A 16944-nucleotide genomic window follows, 5' to 3' on the forward strand; every position below is an offset into this window, starting at 1 on the left:
GAAATGAGAAATGAATATCAGCAAGCAATCTTTCAGGGGCGAGATGATCAGCAGCAACCAGTCGAACGGACGCAAGAAGGAAGTCCGTCAGAGCATACTTCTGGAATGGATTCAGAGCAGCCATTATGTCGCTCTTGAAGAAATAGCGGATCGCTTTTCGGTCACCACCCAGACAGCGCGTCGTGATATTGCCGATCTCGAACAGAGGGGCAAGGTGCGCAGGCTTCATGGCGGTGCATCGCAACTGGCACCGATGGACCCACTGACATATCGCCAGCGCAGACACGACAAGGCCGACGAAAAAGCCTGTATCGCAAAAGCCGTCGCCATGCAGATTCCCGATGGCGCAACGATCTTTCTTGATACAGGCACCACATGCGAGGCGATTGCCAACGCGCTGGTCGGAAAAAAGCAACTGCATGTCGTGACATACAGTCTGCGCTCTGCGGCCATAATCAGCGAACAGACAGATTTCACACTGGCTGTTCCCGGAGGCTTTGTAAGACCCATAGACGGTGGCATGTTTCAGGGGGACACGCCCGAATTCATCCGCCGGTTCAAGTTCGACTACGCCATTATTTCGGTGAGCGGCGTCGACGACGATGGTGATCTTTGTGACGACGACCACACGGAAGTCGCCGTCGTGTCGGCGGCGCTAGGTCAAGCCGCGCAAAAATGGCTTGCTGTAGACAGTTCCAAATTTGGCAAAAGGGCCATGGTAAAACTGGGGTCAATCAGCGACATCACCGCCTTGATCACCAACGAAATGCCATCCCCCTCCCTGACACGAATTTTGAAAGAGGCCGATGTAAAGGTCACAGTAACTGAGTACGATTGAAAATTTATATCAAACTTCGGTGAGCATACGAGATAGCGATTTGGGCTAAATGCCTACCGTTCCTGCGGATTTAATATATCGCGTAACCAGTCACCAAGAATACTGATTGAGAGTGTAGTGAGGAAGATCACAATTCCAGCAGGCAAAGCAATCCAACATGCAGTAGCGATATAGCTCCGCCCTTCTCCCAAGGTCAGTCCAAGGCTGGTTTCAGGTGGTTGAACGCCAAGGCTGAGGAAGGACAGAGACGTTTCTAACAGAATAATATCTGGAAAATTCAGCGTGATCTGCACCACAAGAACGCTGAGAATGTTTGGCAGGACATGCAGCAGATAGATGCGCCATGGTGCGACCCCCAAAGTGCGGATAGCGCCTGCATAGCCTTGGCTGTTGATGGAAATAACCAGTCCGCGTGCCAGCCGAGCATAGACCTCCCAGCCGAAAAACCCGACGATCACAATAAACAGGCTAAAGCTGTTGCCCAAAAAGGCCAGCACAGCCAAAGCAATAATCAAATATGGAACACTCGCCTGAAAATCGACGAGAATCATCACGGCGTCATCGACCCGGCCCCGGAAATGCGCCGCCAGAAACCCCATCAACGTTCCGATGCTGGCCCCGATCAGGGTTCCCATTAAGGCGATCAGTACCGACGTGCGGATGCTGTAAAGCAGACGGCTGAGCACATCTCTGCCAAGATGATCCGTTCCAAACAGGAAACTCCAGTTTCCACCGGCAAAAACCGGCGGCTTTAGACGATTAAGCAGACTTTGATCGGCAAAGCCATAAGGGGCAATAAAGGGAACGAAAATCGCAACAAAAAGCATCAGCAATAACCAAGATGCACAAAGCCATACAATCAGCGAGGCCTTTGGCAGACGCATCTTTAGAAAGCGCCGGTAGCGGGGCGTTAATATTTCAGAGACCGCGCTCATAATGCGTTGCCTTCTTGCGCGTTAGCAATACGCGGATCGAGCCAGCCATAGGCCAGATCCACAAGCAGATTGAAAATGACCATTGTAAAGGCAATGAGCAGAACGACACCTTGTACCACCGCAAGATCACGTTGGGCGACAGAGCTGACCAAAAGCATACCGATGCCCGGATAACCGAATACGGTTTCCACCACCGTCGCGCCACCAATAATCGCACCAAGTCGCAGACCCACAACGGTGATTACCGGAATACCTGCATTGGGTAACGCATGGTTCAGGATCATGGCCCGCGCACCGATGCCCTTGGCGCGCGCCGTTCGCACGAAAGGCTGATCGAGAACCTCAAGCATTGAAGCACGAGTAAACCGGGCAATCGTCCCCGCATAGGCGGTGCCAATCGTAATCGCTGGCATGACCAGGTGCTTCCATGTCCCGATACCCGAACTGGGCAGCCACCGCAGCACCATTGAAAACAGCAGGATCAAAAGAATGCCAAGAAAGAAATTGGGCAGGCTGTGGCCAAGTATCGTTGCACTCATCACCACCCGGTCTATCAAGCTGTTCTTGTTGAGTGCCGCAACAATGCCACCTGGAATCCCGACCAGCAAGGTAACGAAAAAAGACAGACACCCAAGCGTCAGAGTTGCCGGCAGACGCTCGGCAATTATCGTTGTGACAGGGCGGTTATCGCGAAACGACACACCGAAGTCACCGCGCAAAACGCTACTGATATAAAGTGCATATTGTTCCGGGATCGTGCGATCCAATCCCCACATCTCGCGGTAGGCCTCCACGACCGATGCGGAAGCGTCATCAGGCAACATGCGCTCGACCGGATCACCCGACATGCGCAGCACCACAAAAACAAATGTCACCGCAAGCAACAGGGTGCTCAGACAGCGAATGAGTTTGTGAGCAGAAAACGCATGTTCATCCGGCAAAGTCCTCACGCCACGCGCAATCTCCGTCACTCCAGCCACAATCTATAATTGCGCGAGAGCCATGACGCCAGACGGCCAAATGTTGGGAATAGCCCCCAATATTTGTCATTACGATTTCGTGCCGCCAGTCTTTCTCCAGACTGCCGGGCATGGAGGGATCACCATGCCAATGATTGAGGCTTTCGACAAGGATGCGTCCCTCGCAGCCATCGAACGTCAAGCCCAGCAAATGTAAAAGTGTCGGAGCAATATCGGTAAGCGTTGTCGGCGTCCAGCTGACAAAATGGCTGCGGAAGGCCGGGCCGGACGCTGCCAGAACGGTTGATAACTCCCCACGGTTTACGCCACCATGAAAGCCGCCGCCGGGTTCGATATAGCCCGGAAAGAAACAGGCATCATCTTGTGCGTCAGGTTTTGTTGCGCGCAGGGTAAACGCCAATTTAGGTCCGCGTGGATGACCGTTTCCTGTCAGCGACCATGGTAGAGCACCATCCACATTATCGGCAAAAATCAGCCCTGTAAAAGGTTGACGCGCCAATTCAACGACTGCAACAGCAATTTCATCAGGATCATTGAGATAAAACCCCGTCATGGCACCGGGAGACATGCGTCCCTTCCATTGAAGCAGGGATGACGGCAGGTCGACTTCTTTTACGCCGGATATTTGGCCGTGATCGGACATGACCACAAGGTTTTCAGGCCCAAGACCAGCGTGCCACCAGCGCAATATCTGACCAAAACAAATATCGGCATTTTCTGGGATTGAGCCGTCTCAGGGGCTGTAATACCAAAGGCATGGGCAGTTGTATCGGGCTCCGCCAACCACATGAGGCAAAGGTCCGGGTCTTCTTCTGGCCAGAGCACCTCAGTCAGAACGCGCGTAACATAGGTCAATCGTGCATGATTCCCCGTTTTCGCGGCCGGCACCTCACCCAGCGCTGCAACAGCTGCACCATATAATGGTTCCGTTGCAATCGGTGCGCCATGGACGGAAAAAACCGGATGACCAAGACACCGTGCCTCTGGATGCATCATCCACGTTGCTCCGGGAGAGGCAGTGGATATAACTGCCATTTTTCGATCCGCATCAGAAAGGCGTTCACCCAGCGAAAGGCGATCAATTAACTGCCCCATTGAAGCCGCAGCGATCAGGTCTTCGATCTTCGCCGTCTGCAAAGGGCGCCCAGATATGGCCGGGTGGAGGAACTGGTTGGCTACCAGTCCGTGAGCCGCCGGTGAACAGCCTGTAATGGTCGAGGTAACCGCCACACGTGTCTCGCTTGGAAACACCGATCTCGAATTGATGAAATCCGAACCCGACCGCATGAATGTGTAGAGATTTGGCATCAGTTCGGGCAGAACACGATCGCGACGCAATCCGTCGAAGCAGATAACCAAAGTACTGCCGGGCTTCATCTCTCACGTCCACCGGAAACAGAGGCTGCCAGTTCCCGACGCGCCTTGACAGGATCGTTGACCAGAAGTCCCCCAGCGCCAGCATCACGAAACTCATGCAGCATTCCGGAAATATAGTCCCCGCAGATGCGCCCTTCGTCTCCGGTTTCACCTGTCGATATCCAGACCGGAATATTCATCGCTGTCAGTTTCGCCATACGCTCAGGCGTCGCATCAATTTCCCAAAGACGAATAAGGGTTGCACCGCGCGTAACAAATTCCTCTGCTTCATCCGCACAAGGAATGAAACCCAGAATCCGGTCATGACCCAAAGCAGCCAAGTAGCTGACGCTATCTTGAGCATGAAGGCCGAGGACAATGTCGACATCGGTTACTTTTTTCACAATCTTATCCAGATGTGAAAGGGCAGCTTCGCTTTCATCCTTGATATCGAGCAGAAGCGTTATCTGGTCTGGCACAAGCGCCAGCGCCGAGGCAAATGTCGGTGCGACAGGTTCGCCATTGATTGTGACGGACAATATATCCGCCGATATGATTTCGTTAATTCTCAACTTCTGCCCGCTCAACCGCTCAAGGCTCGCGTCATGGGAGCAATGGGCAATACCATCCTCAGAAAACCGGATGTCTATTTCAATCGCATCGGCTCCAGCCTCAATGGCAGCAGACCAGGATTGGAAGGAGTTTTCAGGCCAAAGCGCCGAGTAGCCCCTGTGGGCGATAATCAAGGTCATGTTCAGGCTTTCAGTAAAGAGTGGTCCTGGTCTTTGCGGGTATTTTTGCGCAAAAGGCGTGCTTGCTGCGCTTCCGCGGGCGTACTGGCGGGAATGGCGGCAAGAAGGCGGCGGGTATAGTCTTGTCGGGGGTTGGAAAACAGCGCTTCTGTCTGCCCCATCTCGACCAGTTTGCCCTTGTTCATGACCGCGATACGGTCACTAATAAATCGTGTCACGCCCAGATCATGGGTGATAAAGATGATCGACAACTGGAAGCGCTTGCGCAGGTCCACAAGAAGATTGAGGATTTGTGCCTGCACAGAAACATCGAGCGCGGATACGGCCTCGTCGCAGATCAAAAGCCGCGGTCGCAAGACAAGGGCACGTGCGATGACGGCGCGCTGCAACTGGCCGCCGGAAAGCTGAGCGGGCACTTTTTGCCCATATGCTTGCAATCCAACAATCGACAGAAATTCCAAAACCACTCGGTCAATTTCAGCGGACGTCTTTGTTTCATGCGTCGCCAAAACCTCCGCGACCTGCTTGTGAACGGTCTGGCGCGGGTCCATTGCGCTGGCCGGGTTCTGAAAAACAAATTGCACGTCACGGCGACCGATGCGCCATTTCCTTGAACCGATTGCCGGATATGGCTGTCCTTCAAACAGAACTGTCCCTTCACTCGGAGTATCAATCCCGGCTGCGATCCTGCCCAAAGACGACTTGCCGCTACCACTCTCCCCCACCACACCCAGTATTTCACCCCGCAACAATGCAAGACTAAGACTGTCAACTGCATGGAAAAGCTCAGCCTGACCAAACCAGGGACTTTGCTTGCGATAACTGCGGCGAATATCTGCCATCTCCAGAATGGGTGATGTCATGATACGCCTCTTGCATGGCAGGCGACCCAATGCATTGGGGCAAGTTCGTACAGTCTCACGGGGCGATTGCAAACCGTATGACGCGATGTGCAGCGTGGTGCGAATGCGCAGCCGATAGGACGATCCCGTGGCGAAGGAACGCCGCCCGGAATTGCCGCCAATTGCTGGCCCGATTGCATCGCCAGTCCAACGCGACAATCCATCAATGCCTCAGTGTAAGGATGCGACGGTGTGTCGAAAAGCTTATCAACCGGTGCGATTTCCACTATTCTGCCCGCATACATCACAGCCACACGGTGAGCAATTTCGGCAACCACGCCCAGATCATGTGTCACGAAAACCATTGCCATGCCGGTTTCAGTTTGCAGATCGCGTAACAAGTCCAGGATCTGCGCCTGTATTGTCACATCCAACGCCGTCGTCGGCTCGTCTGCGATCAGCAGGCGGGGACGACAGGCAATCGCCATGGCGATCATCACACGTTGGCACATGCCGCCCGAGAGCTGGTTTGGGTAGGCCCGCGACCGCAACTGCGGATCGGCTATGCCAACTCGCTCTAGAAGGCCCAGCACCTCTTCTTTTCGAGCACGCGCAGACAAATCTGTATGATGGCGCAGAACCTCTTCGATCTGTGGACCGATACGCTGTATGGGATTTAGGGCAACCATGGGGTTTTGAAAAATCATGCCGGTATCGCGACCACGGATACGGTTGAGATAAGTCTCTGGGCGACCGATGATCTGCTGATCGAAGAGTTTGATCGAGCCTGTCGCGACGAGAGGCGCAGAATGCAGGCCCAGCAAGGACATGCAGGTCAGTGACTTACCGCAGCCACTTTCTCCCACAAGGCAAAGCGTTTCTCCCGCCCGGACAGAAAAAGAAACATTATCCACCAGACGTAGATTGCCTCGCATCACGCTCAGCCCTTGAACGTCAAGCGCCAGATCGATCGGTGCAAGCGGCCCGACATTGCGGGACGCGCTGTCAGGGCGTCCCGGCTTGGTTAAAACGGCAACGCTCACTTGGTGTCCTGAAGGTTATAAGCACGCAAATCCATGTAATAAAAAGTATATGGCTGCCATTTCAATGACTTGCGAACACTATAGGTTTCCAGTGGCTGGTAGAGGATGGTGCCCGGCACTTCATCGTCCCAGATGGCCAGCATTTCCTTACTGATTTTTTGCCGCTCTGGCAGGTCAATCGTAGTTTCAAGCTGACGACCTAATTCGTTGAAGTGTTCAGGCGCCCATACTTTCCATCGCCCCTGGGCCGTACCGTAAGGGCCCCATAAGGCCCACAGGCCACCCAGCGGGTCTGGATAGCGTGTCGAGTTTGACCAGTTGCGGATCATCAACTCATCATTGGGAATGCGGTCAACGTCTTCCGTGACGTTCAAACGTATATTGAGCCCCGCCTCTTTCCACATCTCGACCATAATCTGCGCAGCAGAGAGAGCATTAAGATAATAGGTTGGGTGGAGCGCGTAAACAATCTCTTCCCCTTTGTAGCCAGCATCAGTGAGAAGCTGGCGGGCCTTTTCCAGATTTTGTTTGTAAGGTGGATGGTTTGGGTCATACATCGCGCCATACTCAGGATATTGATGGCTGAGCGGAATGACGGCCTGATTATTCCAAAGGGCCTGATTGAGAAGATCACGATCGATTGCGATGCTCAGGGCCTGTCGGATACGCTTGTCCTTCAGCACCGGATGGTTGGTGTTGAAGACCAGCACATGCGAATTGGCCAGCACTACACTGCGGGCTTCAATATCGTTGTAGCTGTTGATCTGTGCGATCTGATCGGGGGCTACATTGGTGACCAGATCGAATTCGCCACTCACAAGACCTGCAATGCGTCCGGCACCTTCAGGCACCTTTCGGAAAGTGACCGTTGCAGCCGTCGGTTTTTCATCCCAGTAAGCATTGAATGCGGAAAGCTTGACGAGCTGGTCAGCCTTGTAATCATCCAGCCTGTAGGGTCCCGTTCCAACCGGGAAATGCGGTAATCCGCCAGCAGCGGTCTTCTGCTTTTCAAGCCAGTCTTGTTTATTGATGATCCATGATGCCCACGACGAAAGGCGAACTTCCATCAGTGGGTCGGGCTTTTTGTTGACGAAATTCACGGTCAGCGGATCAATTGCTTCCACGTGATCGAGCACCGAAAAATATGCCTTGCCTTCGGGGATAGGCGCATCTTTGCCAGTCAGACGTTCGGGTGAAAATGTAAAGACGATATCGTCAGCTATCAGAGGCGCGCCATTGTGAAAGGTGACGCCTGGCCGCAGTTTGACCTGCAACGTTAGTTCATCAAGGCGTTGCCAACTCTCCGCAAGACCCGGCACCAATGCGGAACCGCCACCGCCTTCAACCGAGAGGAAATCGCGCCGTATCAGAGTGTCAAACATCGAGTAACTGATACGAGTGCCCACATTCGACAATTCCTTGGCAGGCTCCAGTGTGGGAGGAATATCCGCCACAGCCACGACAATATCTGGACGAGCGGTTTGCGCAAAAGCGGGATGGAATGGACACATCTGCTGGCGTGTCCTGTTACCAAGCCCATTCACATAGGCAGACAATCACCGCGCCAAATCTGCTTCCCAGTCTCGATCCATCTCCAGCCTCCATCAAAGCCAGCTGCCCATGCATCATATTTTCTATTCTACTGGAAACCCATAAAATCAATTTCCTGCAAAACCGTGCTAAGAATAGTCGGCGAGTTCCGGCAACAGTGTTCTGGCCTGTTTCGCCAACGCAATCATTCCCGGCAGCGGATGCGTATCGCCCATTTTTCGTAATATGCGGATATGCTTGATAGCCTCATCCAAAGTTGGAAAGCGTGTTTCGTCAGTCCAGTGCAGGTAAAGGGCGAGTACAGTCAGCGAGCGTGAGCGTCCACCGCGACAATTGACCAGAACATTTCCCCGTTTATGGGCTGGATAATGCGGCTTTCCCGGGCTTTCCTGATCCAGCACGCCATAAAGAGCCATAACTGCAGCGGCAAAGTGCATCGGATGATTGCCATGCCCATCGATTAAACCGATCTGTGTGCGCCGAATTGCTGTCCCGTCAGGACGGCTAAGGGGAAGAAGATAGCGATTGACCGCAATATTAATGGTGGAAGTGATGTCAGTCTCTTGTAAGAGGACCGCGTCATTTGCCGCCACCTCATTGCCGATGAAAAGCGCCAGTTTATGGGGGCCTGCATTTTCATAGACCCGCACGAGCATCGGAAGCCTGTCTTCTTCACTCTCGCTTAAACCCTCGGGTGGCAGTATCGATTTATGCATTGGTTATTCTTTCAGAGATGACGATTTCATGCATGGAGACAGGCGCGGCTTTCAAGCTCATGCAACAGACTTTCGGCTTTCCTGTAATCAACAAATGCCGGCACAACAATGCGTGCGTTAAGGAAACGAGCCTGTTCGATGATGTCGCGTTTACGCGGATGTACATTCCATGGCAGCCACCGGGCTTTTTTCGCGGAAAGAAGGCGATGTGCCGGGGTGTTTTCAGGTACATGACCCGTAAAGATAAAGCGGGCATCATCGCCCCATTGATGCAGAATTTCGCGCGCATGCCCGCTTTCAGCATTGGCATCGGTGGTAATGATGATTTCATGTGGCAGATAAGGTGCATCGGACATAGGTTGCCGATCAATAATATCATTCAAAACCATATACGCTTCATCAGCGATAACCTGCTCTGTCGCCAGCAGATAGTGAATTTCCTTGATCAATTCGGGTCCAAGTCGAACAATCATATCTTTTTGCTGGAAGGCGATTGCCATTTCAGGACCACGCCCCATGGCAGGCACACTTAGCACCGCACCATTTTGTGCAGCCTGTGCGATATCTTCAAACTGCTCGATCAAAGCCTGATCGCGGTCGCCATAGGATGCGTCCGTAACGAGTACATCGCTTTTCGGCGGCACGTCATAAGGCAGGAGATTGGATTCAAGGCTCCAGTCACCCGTATAGGTGATACCACCCTTCATAGGCATATGGACCCATATGCCGCCCGGCGCATGCCCGCACCGTCCGGTCAGGACCGGCAGACCCGCAATGACGCTTTCGCCTTTGATAGGCAGAATGCGTCTTCTATCGACAGGAACGCTTTGAGAAGAAACCGCTGAAAACGTTACCGCCGTTGCATAGACGGGTGGATTTCCCACATGATGCGCAAGATGCAAACCACCAATATGATCGATATGCGCATGAGACAAAACGATGGCATCGACGTGGCCCACTTCGGAAAGATCAGGGAAAACGCCGGGCTCCGGGCCTTCACCGAGATCAAACATGATACGTTTTCCCGCGATCTCCAATACGAAACAGGCGGGTGCCTTGCCACCCAGCCCGCTAATGGCTGTCAACGTGATGCGGTCTAGTTCTGCCATGGCAAGGCTCCCTTGGGCATTTTATGCGAGAAGGCATTCGCCATGAGCATCATGACGAATATCGCCAGAACGATCAGACAGCCAACAGCTGAAGCGAGAGCGGAGGAACCGCCTTCTTCAAGAAAGACGATCATTGGTCCGATTGTGCGGGTGGATGATGAAACCAGCAGGATCGATACCTGAATTTCATTCAGGGCGCTCATAAAGACCAGAACACCACCCGCCACCAGCGACGGCGCAATCAGAGGGCCGATAATCGTTGCCATGCGCCGCAAGAAGCTTGCTCCGCTGATCTGCGCTGCTTCATCAAGTGCACGATCAATCTGGGCAAAGCCCCCCAGTGTCGGGCGCAGTGCGAGGGCCAGAAAATTGGATATATAGGCAAAGAATATAATCCATGCCGAACCATAGATGCTCACGCCGATAAAGGGCAGCGGCTTGAGGAAGAACAAGATCATTGCCACGGCAAGTACGATCCCCGGCAGAGCATAGGTCAGCTCACTGACTGCCTGTAGCGAGCGCACCAGAAATCCGTTTTTCCAAGTGAGGAAGTAAGCAAGAAACAGGGAAAGCACCATAATAACCAGCGTGGCCGCTGTGGTCAGCATGAAACTCGTGGCAAATGCGTTGCGGATCGCTTTTTGTGCAAAAACTGCCTGATAATAATTATCGAGTGTCATTGTATGCCAGTTCAGGTCCTGCCCTACCCCGCTGACCAATGACGCGATGATGAGAGCCGAAATGGGCAGAACAAGCGTCACGACGTGAAAACCCCATGCAAAAAACTGCACGGGAAGGCCCCACTTACCAAGTTGCCATATGACGGCCTGCCCGACGCCGGATACACGGACATCGCTGCGGCGTGAGAGCCAGCTATTTGCCATCAGAACAATGCTTGTTATCAACGATAGGAACAGCGCCAGCAGCGCCATTTCACTCAGTGCACTGGTGCCGTAACTGTTGAGCTTCTGATAGATCAGCGTCATCAAGGTCGGAAAGCGTGCAGGGATGCCAAGCATCGCCTGAATGCCGAAATTGCCAATGGCGGAGACAAATGCAAGCGCTCCGCCTGCCAGCAATCCGGTTCGTGCCAGTGGCAATATGATCGTCGTCAGGACGGTAAAAGGATTTGCGCCTGAACCGCGTGCGGCTTCCAGAAGGTCTGCCGGAATTTTACGCAAGGTTGCACGCAAGGTGAGATAGACCAAGGGTGCATTATAAAGACCGAGCAAGACAATGATACCGGTCGCAGAATAAAGCGGGTGCCGACTGCCATTGCCGATTGCAATGTTGAAAAAGGATAAGACAGGACTGCTTGGTGATAGCGCCTGCATCCATGCCAGTGCCGTCACCTGTGGCGGGATCATCAAAGGCAACACAAAGGCAAAGACCCATGCCTGCTTGAACCGCAGCGAGGTGAAAACTGTCATGATGCCCGCCATCGTTCCAATGACAAGGGCAAGAATGGTGGAGAGAGAAGCAATATAAAGCGTGTTTAGTGTAGCCGTGACAGTCTGCCTGCGCGCAAGCAGAGAGCCAATGCGTTCAAGATCAAGCGCGCCATCCGGCATCAATGCCGTGGCACCAAGCCGAATGACCGGTGCGAGAGAAAGCGTGGCAATCAGCAAGGTCAATGCTGCCAGTATAAGCCATTCGCTTCGCACAGAAAGCGCCGCCAGAAAGCGGACCTTGATTGTCGTTACCGGTGTCACGAGAAAACCTTGCAGTTCACTTCTGACGAACAAGTCTGCCCGCCAGAAGAACAAGTATGAAGGGCAATGCACTCCAGGAAGCCGTTGCATGCTCAAGAAGAGAACCAACAGCAGCTTCGCCATCCCATTTTTAAAAAATCAGTCCAATGGACTGATTTCTGACTTTTGACTTGACGTGATCAGCCGCCAAAGATTTCGGAAAACTTTTGACGCACAGCCTGATCATTTTCGACCGCCTTATCCGCATCCATAGGAATGAGCTTGATTTCGCTACGCTTGGGAAAGCCTTCAGGAACGGGAAGCGACGGATCGAGCGGCAGATTACCCTGTTCGAGAACGAGTTTCTGGCCATCCTGAGAAAGCAGGAAATCGACGAATTTCTTCGCGGCCTCGGGATTTTTGGAGTTCTTCATGATAGCCACCGGCTCGGTAATGAAGCTTACCCCTTCGCTTGGGAAAACAATATCGACCGGCGAGCCTTTCGCCTTGGCGCGGATGACATCGGCATCCGCGATAATGCCGTATTTGACCATGCCGCCAGCAACCGCTTTCAAGGCTGGGCCATTACCACCCTCAGGCGCGATATTGAGCTTTGCCAATCCTTCGTAGAAATCCCAGCCAATAGCGTTATTGTTGATCACGGCATGCAGATGGTTCAGCGCCGCACCGGAATATAACGGGCTTGGCACGGCAATCTGTCCGTCATTTTCAGGCTTTAGCAAATCGGCCCATGAATTGACCGGTTGTGCATTCTTGGCGTTGTAGGCAATCGCGGTTGTCAGAAGCTTGGTTCCGAAAAAGGTCTTGTCCTTGTCATAAGTCCCTTCGTCAAAGCTCGCGACGGGCGCTTGCGGATAAGCCAGAAGCAATCCTTCTTTCTTGAGGCTGCCCAGATTGATCGTGTCCGCCACCAGCAGAAGGTCTGGCTTGATTTGCCCGGCTTCTATTTCAGCGCGCAGAATATTCATCAACTGGCTCGTGCCATTACGCATCCACTCTACTTTAATGTCGGGATATTTTGCCTGAAAGGCATCGACGGTCTGCTGCGCAATTTCCGGCGACTGCGATGTATAGAGCTGCAATGTCTCGGCGTGGGCGGCTGTGCTCAGCAGCAATGCGACGGCGACGGATGTCATGAAACGCATGGGAGTTTCCCTTTCGTGGCGTTGTTAAACCATGGATGAAGAAAATGCCTTGTGCGAAACGGCGACAGGCAACAGCCAAGCGTCTGAAATGCCAAGGTTGACGGTCTGTCCTGCTTGCAAATTATCATTTGTGGCAGCGTGGAAAGTGATCTGCCGTCCGGGAAAGCGCACCGGTTCTGCCTCGACACGCACATGGCTGCCGCGAAATACCGTGCGGGTAATTCCGGCACGCAGACAAGCTTCGTTTTCAGAGGAAAGAACAAGATTTTCGGGGTGCAAGGCGATTATGCCGCCGCTCCGCCGGCTTTCTGTTGCAGCACAACGAACAACTACGTCGTGACCTTCAAACTTGACGACGGCATGGCGCTCATCCTGTCTTGAAACATGCCCCACCGGCAGCGTGAAACCCTCGCCAATAAAATTGGCAACCATTTCATTGAACGGCTCACGATAAAGCACATCCGGCGTCGAAAACTGCTGGATGACACCCTTATCCATCACGGCAATGCGGTCCGCCAGCGCCATGGCTTCCGCCTGGTCGTGGGTGATATAAAAAAGCGATGCGCCTGTGGAGCGATGGAATTTGGAGAACTCCTCTTCCATGGCCGAGCGCAGATTGACGTCGAGATTGGCCAGAGGCTCGTCGAGCAATACAATTTTGCTATCCTGCGCCAGGCATCGTGCCAGCGCGACGCGCTGTCTTTGCCCGCCGGAAAGATCGGCAGGACGCCGATGGGCCAAATGCTGCATCTCGACGGTTTTCAGAGCTTCTGTAACGCGCCGATTACGATCCTGGGCGGGAATTTTTCTGATCTTGAGGCTATAGCCGACATTGTCGGCAACATTCATATGTGGCCATAAAGCGTAATTCTGAAACACGATACCCAACCCGCGTTGCTCGGGAGCGATATGAGTGGCAGCCGATGAGACCGTTTTACCGCTAATCCTGATCGTTCCCCGGTCAAGATGTTCAAATCCGGCAATCATGCGCAACAGGGTAGTCTTGCCACATCCAGATGGGCCCAGAACAGCTACAAATTCGCCCGGCTCAATTGCAAGATCAACATTCGACAGCACCTGATTGCTGCCAAATGATTTATTAAGCTGGTTTATCGCTATGCTGGACATATGCGGGACGTGTCACTCTTCACCGTGGCTCTCAGATTTTGAGCCTCTTTGAAGTAAATATGTGACACACAGATTTCAGTGGTGTGATATCAGCATGACATCTGTGTGTTGATTGCCATTGAGAACTGGCCCAGTTTGGGTAGATATTTCCATTTAGACTTGACCCATGTTTCAATCTTCCCTCGTTTGTTTTTCAACGATTGCTGTGGAGTGATCGACATGGCATTATTGAATGGTATCCCACGCTAGCATTACCGGGACAATCTATCGATCCGCGAGATTGTCTGACGCACTGGATTATCGCAGAACACCATCCGCAAGTATTTGCGGCTCACTTACGTTGAGCCAAAATATCATGTTCGGGACAGGCCAGGCAAACTCGACCCATTTTCTGACCGACCGACCACGTGGTTAAAGTCGGAAAATTGCACGGTGAAGCAGATGCAAACCGACCTTGTCGCTCTGGGCTATAAGGGGGCACACAGTCGCGTTGCTACCTTTGCCCGCGAGTGGAAGGCTGATCTTCACATGCACAACCAGACATCAGGTCGGGATACGTTTGTCCCTTTGAGCTTTGAGCCTGGTGAAGCATTTCAATTCGACTGGTCAGAAGACTGGGCAATTATCGGCAATGAACGGGCAAAGCTTCAGGTAGCACATACAAAGCTAGAGCACGTCCATTGAACGCGGAATCGGGTTGAGGATTCCCCTGGCTTCCGAATTCTGATTCTATCGCTTCGACTGGTGATTTGGTCGGAGGCAATATGACCCGAGCTTTCAGTGATGATTTGCGTAGCCGCGTTCTGGCTGCGTCACGCGATGGCATGTCGGCGAGATCGGCGGCAGCCAGATTTGGAATTGGCATTTCAACGGCCATCGCCTGGATTGCCAGCGCACGGGCGGCCCAGTTGACGCCTGCCAAGCAGGGCCGACGCGGTGGTTCACGCCTCGATGCTCACGAGGACTTCATCATCCGCATAATCGAAGAGGAAAAGGATATCACGCTCAACGAGATGGTTCTGCGATTGCGCGAGGACAGAGCCGTATCGATCGGCCGCAGCGCGCTTGACGTCTGGCTGCGAAAGCGCGGTTGGACTTTCAAAAAAAGACCGCGCATGCACTGGAGCAGGAGCGTCCTGACCTGCTGAAACGTCGTCAGGATTGGTTCGACGACCAACTCGATCTCGATCCGGCGCGGCTCGTCTTCATCGATGAAACCGGCCTGAGCACGAAGATGTCCCGGCTTCGTGGACGGGCCCCTTGCGGAGATAGATGCCGCTCACCGGTCCCGCACGGCCATTGGAAGACGACGACGTTTACCGGAGCCCTCAGGCTATCTGGAATGACCGCACCCATGGTTTTGGACGGCGCGATGAACGGGGTAGCATTCCAGGCCTATGTCCAGCAGGTTCTCATTCCAACCTTGGTGCCGGGCGACATCGTCATCATGGATAATCTGCCTGCACACAAAGCGGAAGGAGTACGTCACGCAATCGAAGACGCCGGATGCCGGTTGCTTTACCTTCCTCCATACAGTCCCGACTTCAACCCAATCGAGAAGGCATTCGCGAAGCTCAAGGCCGTCTTGCGCGCAAAAGCCGAGCGAACGGTCGACGGCTTATGGAATACCGTTGGCCAAATCGTTACGCTGTTCGAACCACAAGAATGCGCCAACTACTTCAAATCGTGCGGATATGACCCCCAGTAAAGCGGACACGCTCGAAGTTATTCTAGAGCCTTTATCGTTCGCGCTTATCTCACACACTCCCATGACATGCTGTTGGACACGCATATGACTGGCGGCACTACTGGTCGGCCGTTCAACAAAAGCCCGGCGCATTGCGCAATGGCGCTCCTTTCACTTTGCGTCCTGATACGTTTCGCACACTCCAGCTACATCTTCTAAAGAAGCCGGGCGGCGATAGGGAGATGGTCGACATCCTTTCGCTCGTTTTATAGCACGATGAACAGGCCGTACTTATGGCAGTCGATATGGCGTTGAAGTCGGGAGTGCCGACAAAAAATACATATCCTCAATTTGCTTCAACATTTGGTCGACGGAAAAGCTCTCTTTCCACCCCGATTCATGCGCTGCAGGCACTAACCCTCGATAATGAGCCCAAGGCAATGTCGAACGCTATGACACCTTGAGAAAAGCGGAGGCACGTCATGCGCCACAGTCCAGCGAGTGGTGCTATCGTTATTATGCTGCGGCAACTGAAGATGCATGGCATGGCACAAGCGGCCAGTGAACTTACCGAACAAGAGTCACCAGCATCCGAGGTAGCTATTCCAGTTCTGTGACAGCTGCCTAGGTCGTGTTGACGAATTTGATCAGGTATAGGCCGGCGGCAAAGCTAAAGTTGCCATGGAAAATGGCCGGACGATTCTTGAAGGTTTTTTACAGTGACCTTGTTTCTCCGTTTCAACGGGCTGCGGGATTGCTATCAGTTGCGACCGCGGCAGGCGGCGTTGCTGGAGTCTTTACCGATGCATGAGCAAGTTTTCTGAACATTACGAAGAAACAACAGGTTATAAGATTTCTCTAGTGTCGCGAACTCACAGCCCCGATATCTTTCGGTTTCGTTTCTTTACTCACGGATTATGATCGCTGCCCGGTTGTGTTCCGAGCAGGCTTAAACGTTGCAGCGGCAGCGATCTTCTGGATTGGCGAGGAATGAGACTTGAGCTGACCGAAGACGCCGCGTAGCCGCTTGCAAAACGCATTTTCGCTGCGCCAACAGCCTCCTTCCGCCTGCCTTGAGTGCGAATAAAATCAAGGAGGCGCTGGAAGACGAGAACGACTAACCCGGACCCAATAAACGAAGACGGCAACC

The 16944-nt window shown here is 53.1% G+C and carries 15 protein-coding genes and 3 pseudogenes; 5 read left to right on the plus strand and 13 right to left on the minus strand.

The window, feature by feature from the left end; genetic code table 11:
• Positions 1-10 precede the first annotated feature (10 nt).
• Entirely contained in the window at positions 11-838 is an 828-nt protein-coding gene (locus AAIB41_RS16015; protein ID WP_343315018.1) for a DeoR/GlpR family DNA-binding transcription regulator, read from the plus strand.
• A gap of 53 nt (positions 839-891) precedes the next feature.
• Here the strand turns inward: AAIB41_RS16015 and AAIB41_RS16020 are convergent, their stop codons facing one another.
• The 13 genes from AAIB41_RS16020 to AAIB41_RS16080 form a co-directional block, all read right to left on the minus strand.
• A complete protein-coding gene (locus AAIB41_RS16020) occupies positions 892-1773 on the minus strand; it encodes an ABC transporter permease (protein ID WP_343315019.1) in 882 nt (293 codons plus the stop codon).
• The gene (locus AAIB41_RS16025) at positions 1770-2723 is read right to left on the minus strand and encodes an ABC transporter permease (RefSeq protein ID WP_343315020.1); all 954 of its coding nucleotides are present in this window, start codon (positions 2721-2723) and stop codon (positions 1770-1772) included. Before AAIB41_RS16025 ends, AAIB41_RS16020 begins: the two co-directional genes overlap by 4 nt.
• Entirely contained in the window at positions 2704-3396 is a 693-nt protein-coding gene (locus AAIB41_RS16030; protein ID WP_343315021.1) for a hypothetical protein, read from the minus strand. The genes AAIB41_RS16025 and AAIB41_RS16030 overlap by 20 nt, the downstream gene beginning before the upstream one ends.
• A complete protein-coding gene (locus tag AAIB41_RS16035) occupies positions 3366-4130 on the minus strand; it encodes an alkaline phosphatase family protein (RefSeq protein ID WP_343315022.1) in 765 nt (254 codons plus the stop codon). Before AAIB41_RS16035 ends, AAIB41_RS16030 begins: the two co-directional genes overlap by 31 nt.
• Entirely contained in the window at positions 4127-4861 is a 735-nt protein-coding gene (locus AAIB41_RS16040; protein WP_343315023.1) for a glycerophosphodiester phosphodiesterase family protein, read from the minus strand. Before AAIB41_RS16040 ends, AAIB41_RS16035 begins: the two co-directional genes overlap by 4 nt.
• Before the next feature lie 2 nt (positions 4862-4863).
• On the minus strand, positions 4864-5724 hold the full coding sequence (locus tag AAIB41_RS16045; RefSeq protein WP_343315024.1) for an ATP-binding cassette domain-containing protein: 861 nt from the start codon (positions 5722-5724) through the stop codon (positions 4864-4866).
• A complete protein-coding gene (locus tag AAIB41_RS16050) occupies positions 5721-6746 on the minus strand; it encodes an ABC transporter ATP-binding protein (RefSeq protein WP_343315025.1) in 1026 nt (341 codons plus the stop codon). The genes AAIB41_RS16045 and AAIB41_RS16050 overlap by 4 nt, the downstream gene beginning before the upstream one ends.
• On the minus strand, positions 6743-8302 hold the full coding sequence (locus AAIB41_RS16055) for an ABC transporter substrate-binding protein (protein WP_343315026.1): 1560 nt from the start codon (positions 8300-8302) through the stop codon (positions 6743-6745). Before AAIB41_RS16055 ends, AAIB41_RS16050 begins: the two co-directional genes overlap by 4 nt.
• Positions 8303-8425: 123 nt before the next feature.
• A complete protein-coding gene (locus AAIB41_RS16060) occupies positions 8426-9013 on the minus strand; it encodes a dual specificity protein phosphatase (protein WP_343315027.1) in 588 nt (195 codons plus the stop codon).
• A 26-nt stretch (positions 9014-9039) separates the two neighbouring features.
• Positions 9040-10122, minus strand: a complete 1083-nt coding sequence (locus AAIB41_RS16065) for an MBL fold metallo-hydrolase (RefSeq protein WP_343315028.1) — start codon at positions 10120-10122, stop codon at positions 9040-9042.
• Positions 10110-11867, minus strand: coding sequence for an iron ABC transporter permease (locus AAIB41_RS16070; protein ID WP_343315029.1), 1758 nt, complete (start codon positions 11865-11867; stop codon positions 10110-10112). The genes AAIB41_RS16065 and AAIB41_RS16070 overlap by 13 nt, the downstream gene beginning before the upstream one ends.
• A gap of 146 nt (positions 11868-12013) precedes the next feature.
• On the minus strand, positions 12014-12979 hold the full coding sequence (locus tag AAIB41_RS16075) for an ABC transporter substrate-binding protein (protein WP_343315030.1): 966 nt from the start codon (positions 12977-12979) through the stop codon (positions 12014-12016).
• Positions 12980-13003: 24 nt separating this feature from the next.
• Complete coding sequence (locus tag AAIB41_RS16080; RefSeq protein ID WP_343315031.1) at positions 13004-14107, minus strand: ABC transporter ATP-binding protein; 1104 nt, start codon at positions 14105-14107, stop codon at positions 13004-13006.
• Between the two features lie 270 nt (positions 14108-14377).
• Between AAIB41_RS16080 and AAIB41_RS16085 the strand changes: the two are divergent.
• The 4 genes and pseudogenes from AAIB41_RS16085 to AAIB41_RS16100 all read left to right on the plus strand — a co-directional run.
• Positions 14378-14782, plus strand: a pseudogene (locus tag AAIB41_RS16085) (IS21 family transposase); the annotation flags it as partial.
• Positions 14783-14871: 89 nt separating this feature from the next.
• Positions 14872-15815, plus strand: a protein-coding gene (locus tag AAIB41_RS16090; protein ID WP_343313482.1) for an IS630 family transposase whose coding sequence is annotated in 2 segments (ribosomal slippage) — positions 14872-15196 and positions 15196-15815 — 945 coding nt in all. Because the reading frame shifts where the segments join, the coding sequence is not laid out codon by codon here.
• An 83-nt stretch (positions 15816-15898) separates the two neighbouring features.
• A pseudogene (locus AAIB41_RS16095) lies at positions 15899-16359 on the plus strand (hypothetical protein); the annotation flags it as partial.
• Positions 16313-16408 (plus strand): annotated as a pseudogene (locus tag AAIB41_RS16100) (ATP-binding protein); the annotation flags it as partial. The pseudogenes AAIB41_RS16095 and AAIB41_RS16100, both read left to right, overlap by 47 nt.
• Between the last annotated feature and the right edge of the window lie 536 nt (positions 16409-16944).

It is taken from the genome of Brucella sp. BE17, from assembly GCF_039545455.1.
Lineage (GTDB): Bacteria > Pseudomonadota > Alphaproteobacteria > Rhizobiales > Rhizobiaceae > Brucella.

Bases quoted from the DNA above. Each gene is read 5' to 3' on its own strand.
- AAIB41_RS16015 (WP_343315018.1), top strand. From the start codon at position 11: ATGAATATCAGCAAGCAATCTTTCAGGGGCGAGATGATCAGCAGCAAC.
- AAIB41_RS16020 (WP_343315019.1), bottom strand. From the start codon at position 1,773: ATGAGCGCGGTCTCTGAAATATTAACGCCCCGCTACCGGCGCTTTCTA.
- AAIB41_RS16030 (WP_343315021.1), bottom strand. From the start codon at position 3,396: ATGTCCGATCACGGCCAAATATCCGGCGTAAAAGAAGTCGACCTGCCG.
- AAIB41_RS16035 (WP_343315022.1), bottom strand. From the start codon at position 4,130: ATGAAGCCCGGCAGTACTTTGGTTATCTGCTTCGACGGATTGCGTCGC.
- AAIB41_RS16040 (WP_343315023.1), bottom strand. From the start codon at position 4,861: ATGACCTTGATTATCGCCCACAGGGGCTACTCGGCGCTTTGGCCTGAA.
- AAIB41_RS16045 (WP_343315024.1), bottom strand. From the start codon at position 5,724: ATGACATCACCCATTCTGGAGATGGCAGATATTCGCCGCAGTTATCGC.
- AAIB41_RS16060 (WP_343315027.1), bottom strand. From the start codon at position 9,013: ATGCATAAATCGATACTGCCACCCGAGGGTTTAAGCGAGAGTGAAGAA.
- AAIB41_RS16065 (WP_343315028.1), bottom strand. From the start codon at position 10,122: ATGGCAGAACTAGACCGCATCACGTTGACAGCCATTAGCGGGCTGGGT.
- AAIB41_RS16075 (WP_343315030.1), bottom strand. From the start codon at position 12,979: ATGCGTTTCATGACATCCGTCGCCGTCGCATTGCTGCTGAGCACAGCC.
- AAIB41_RS16080 (WP_343315031.1), bottom strand. From the start codon at position 14,107: ATGTCCAGCATAGCGATAAACCAGCTTAATAAATCATTTGGCAGCAAT.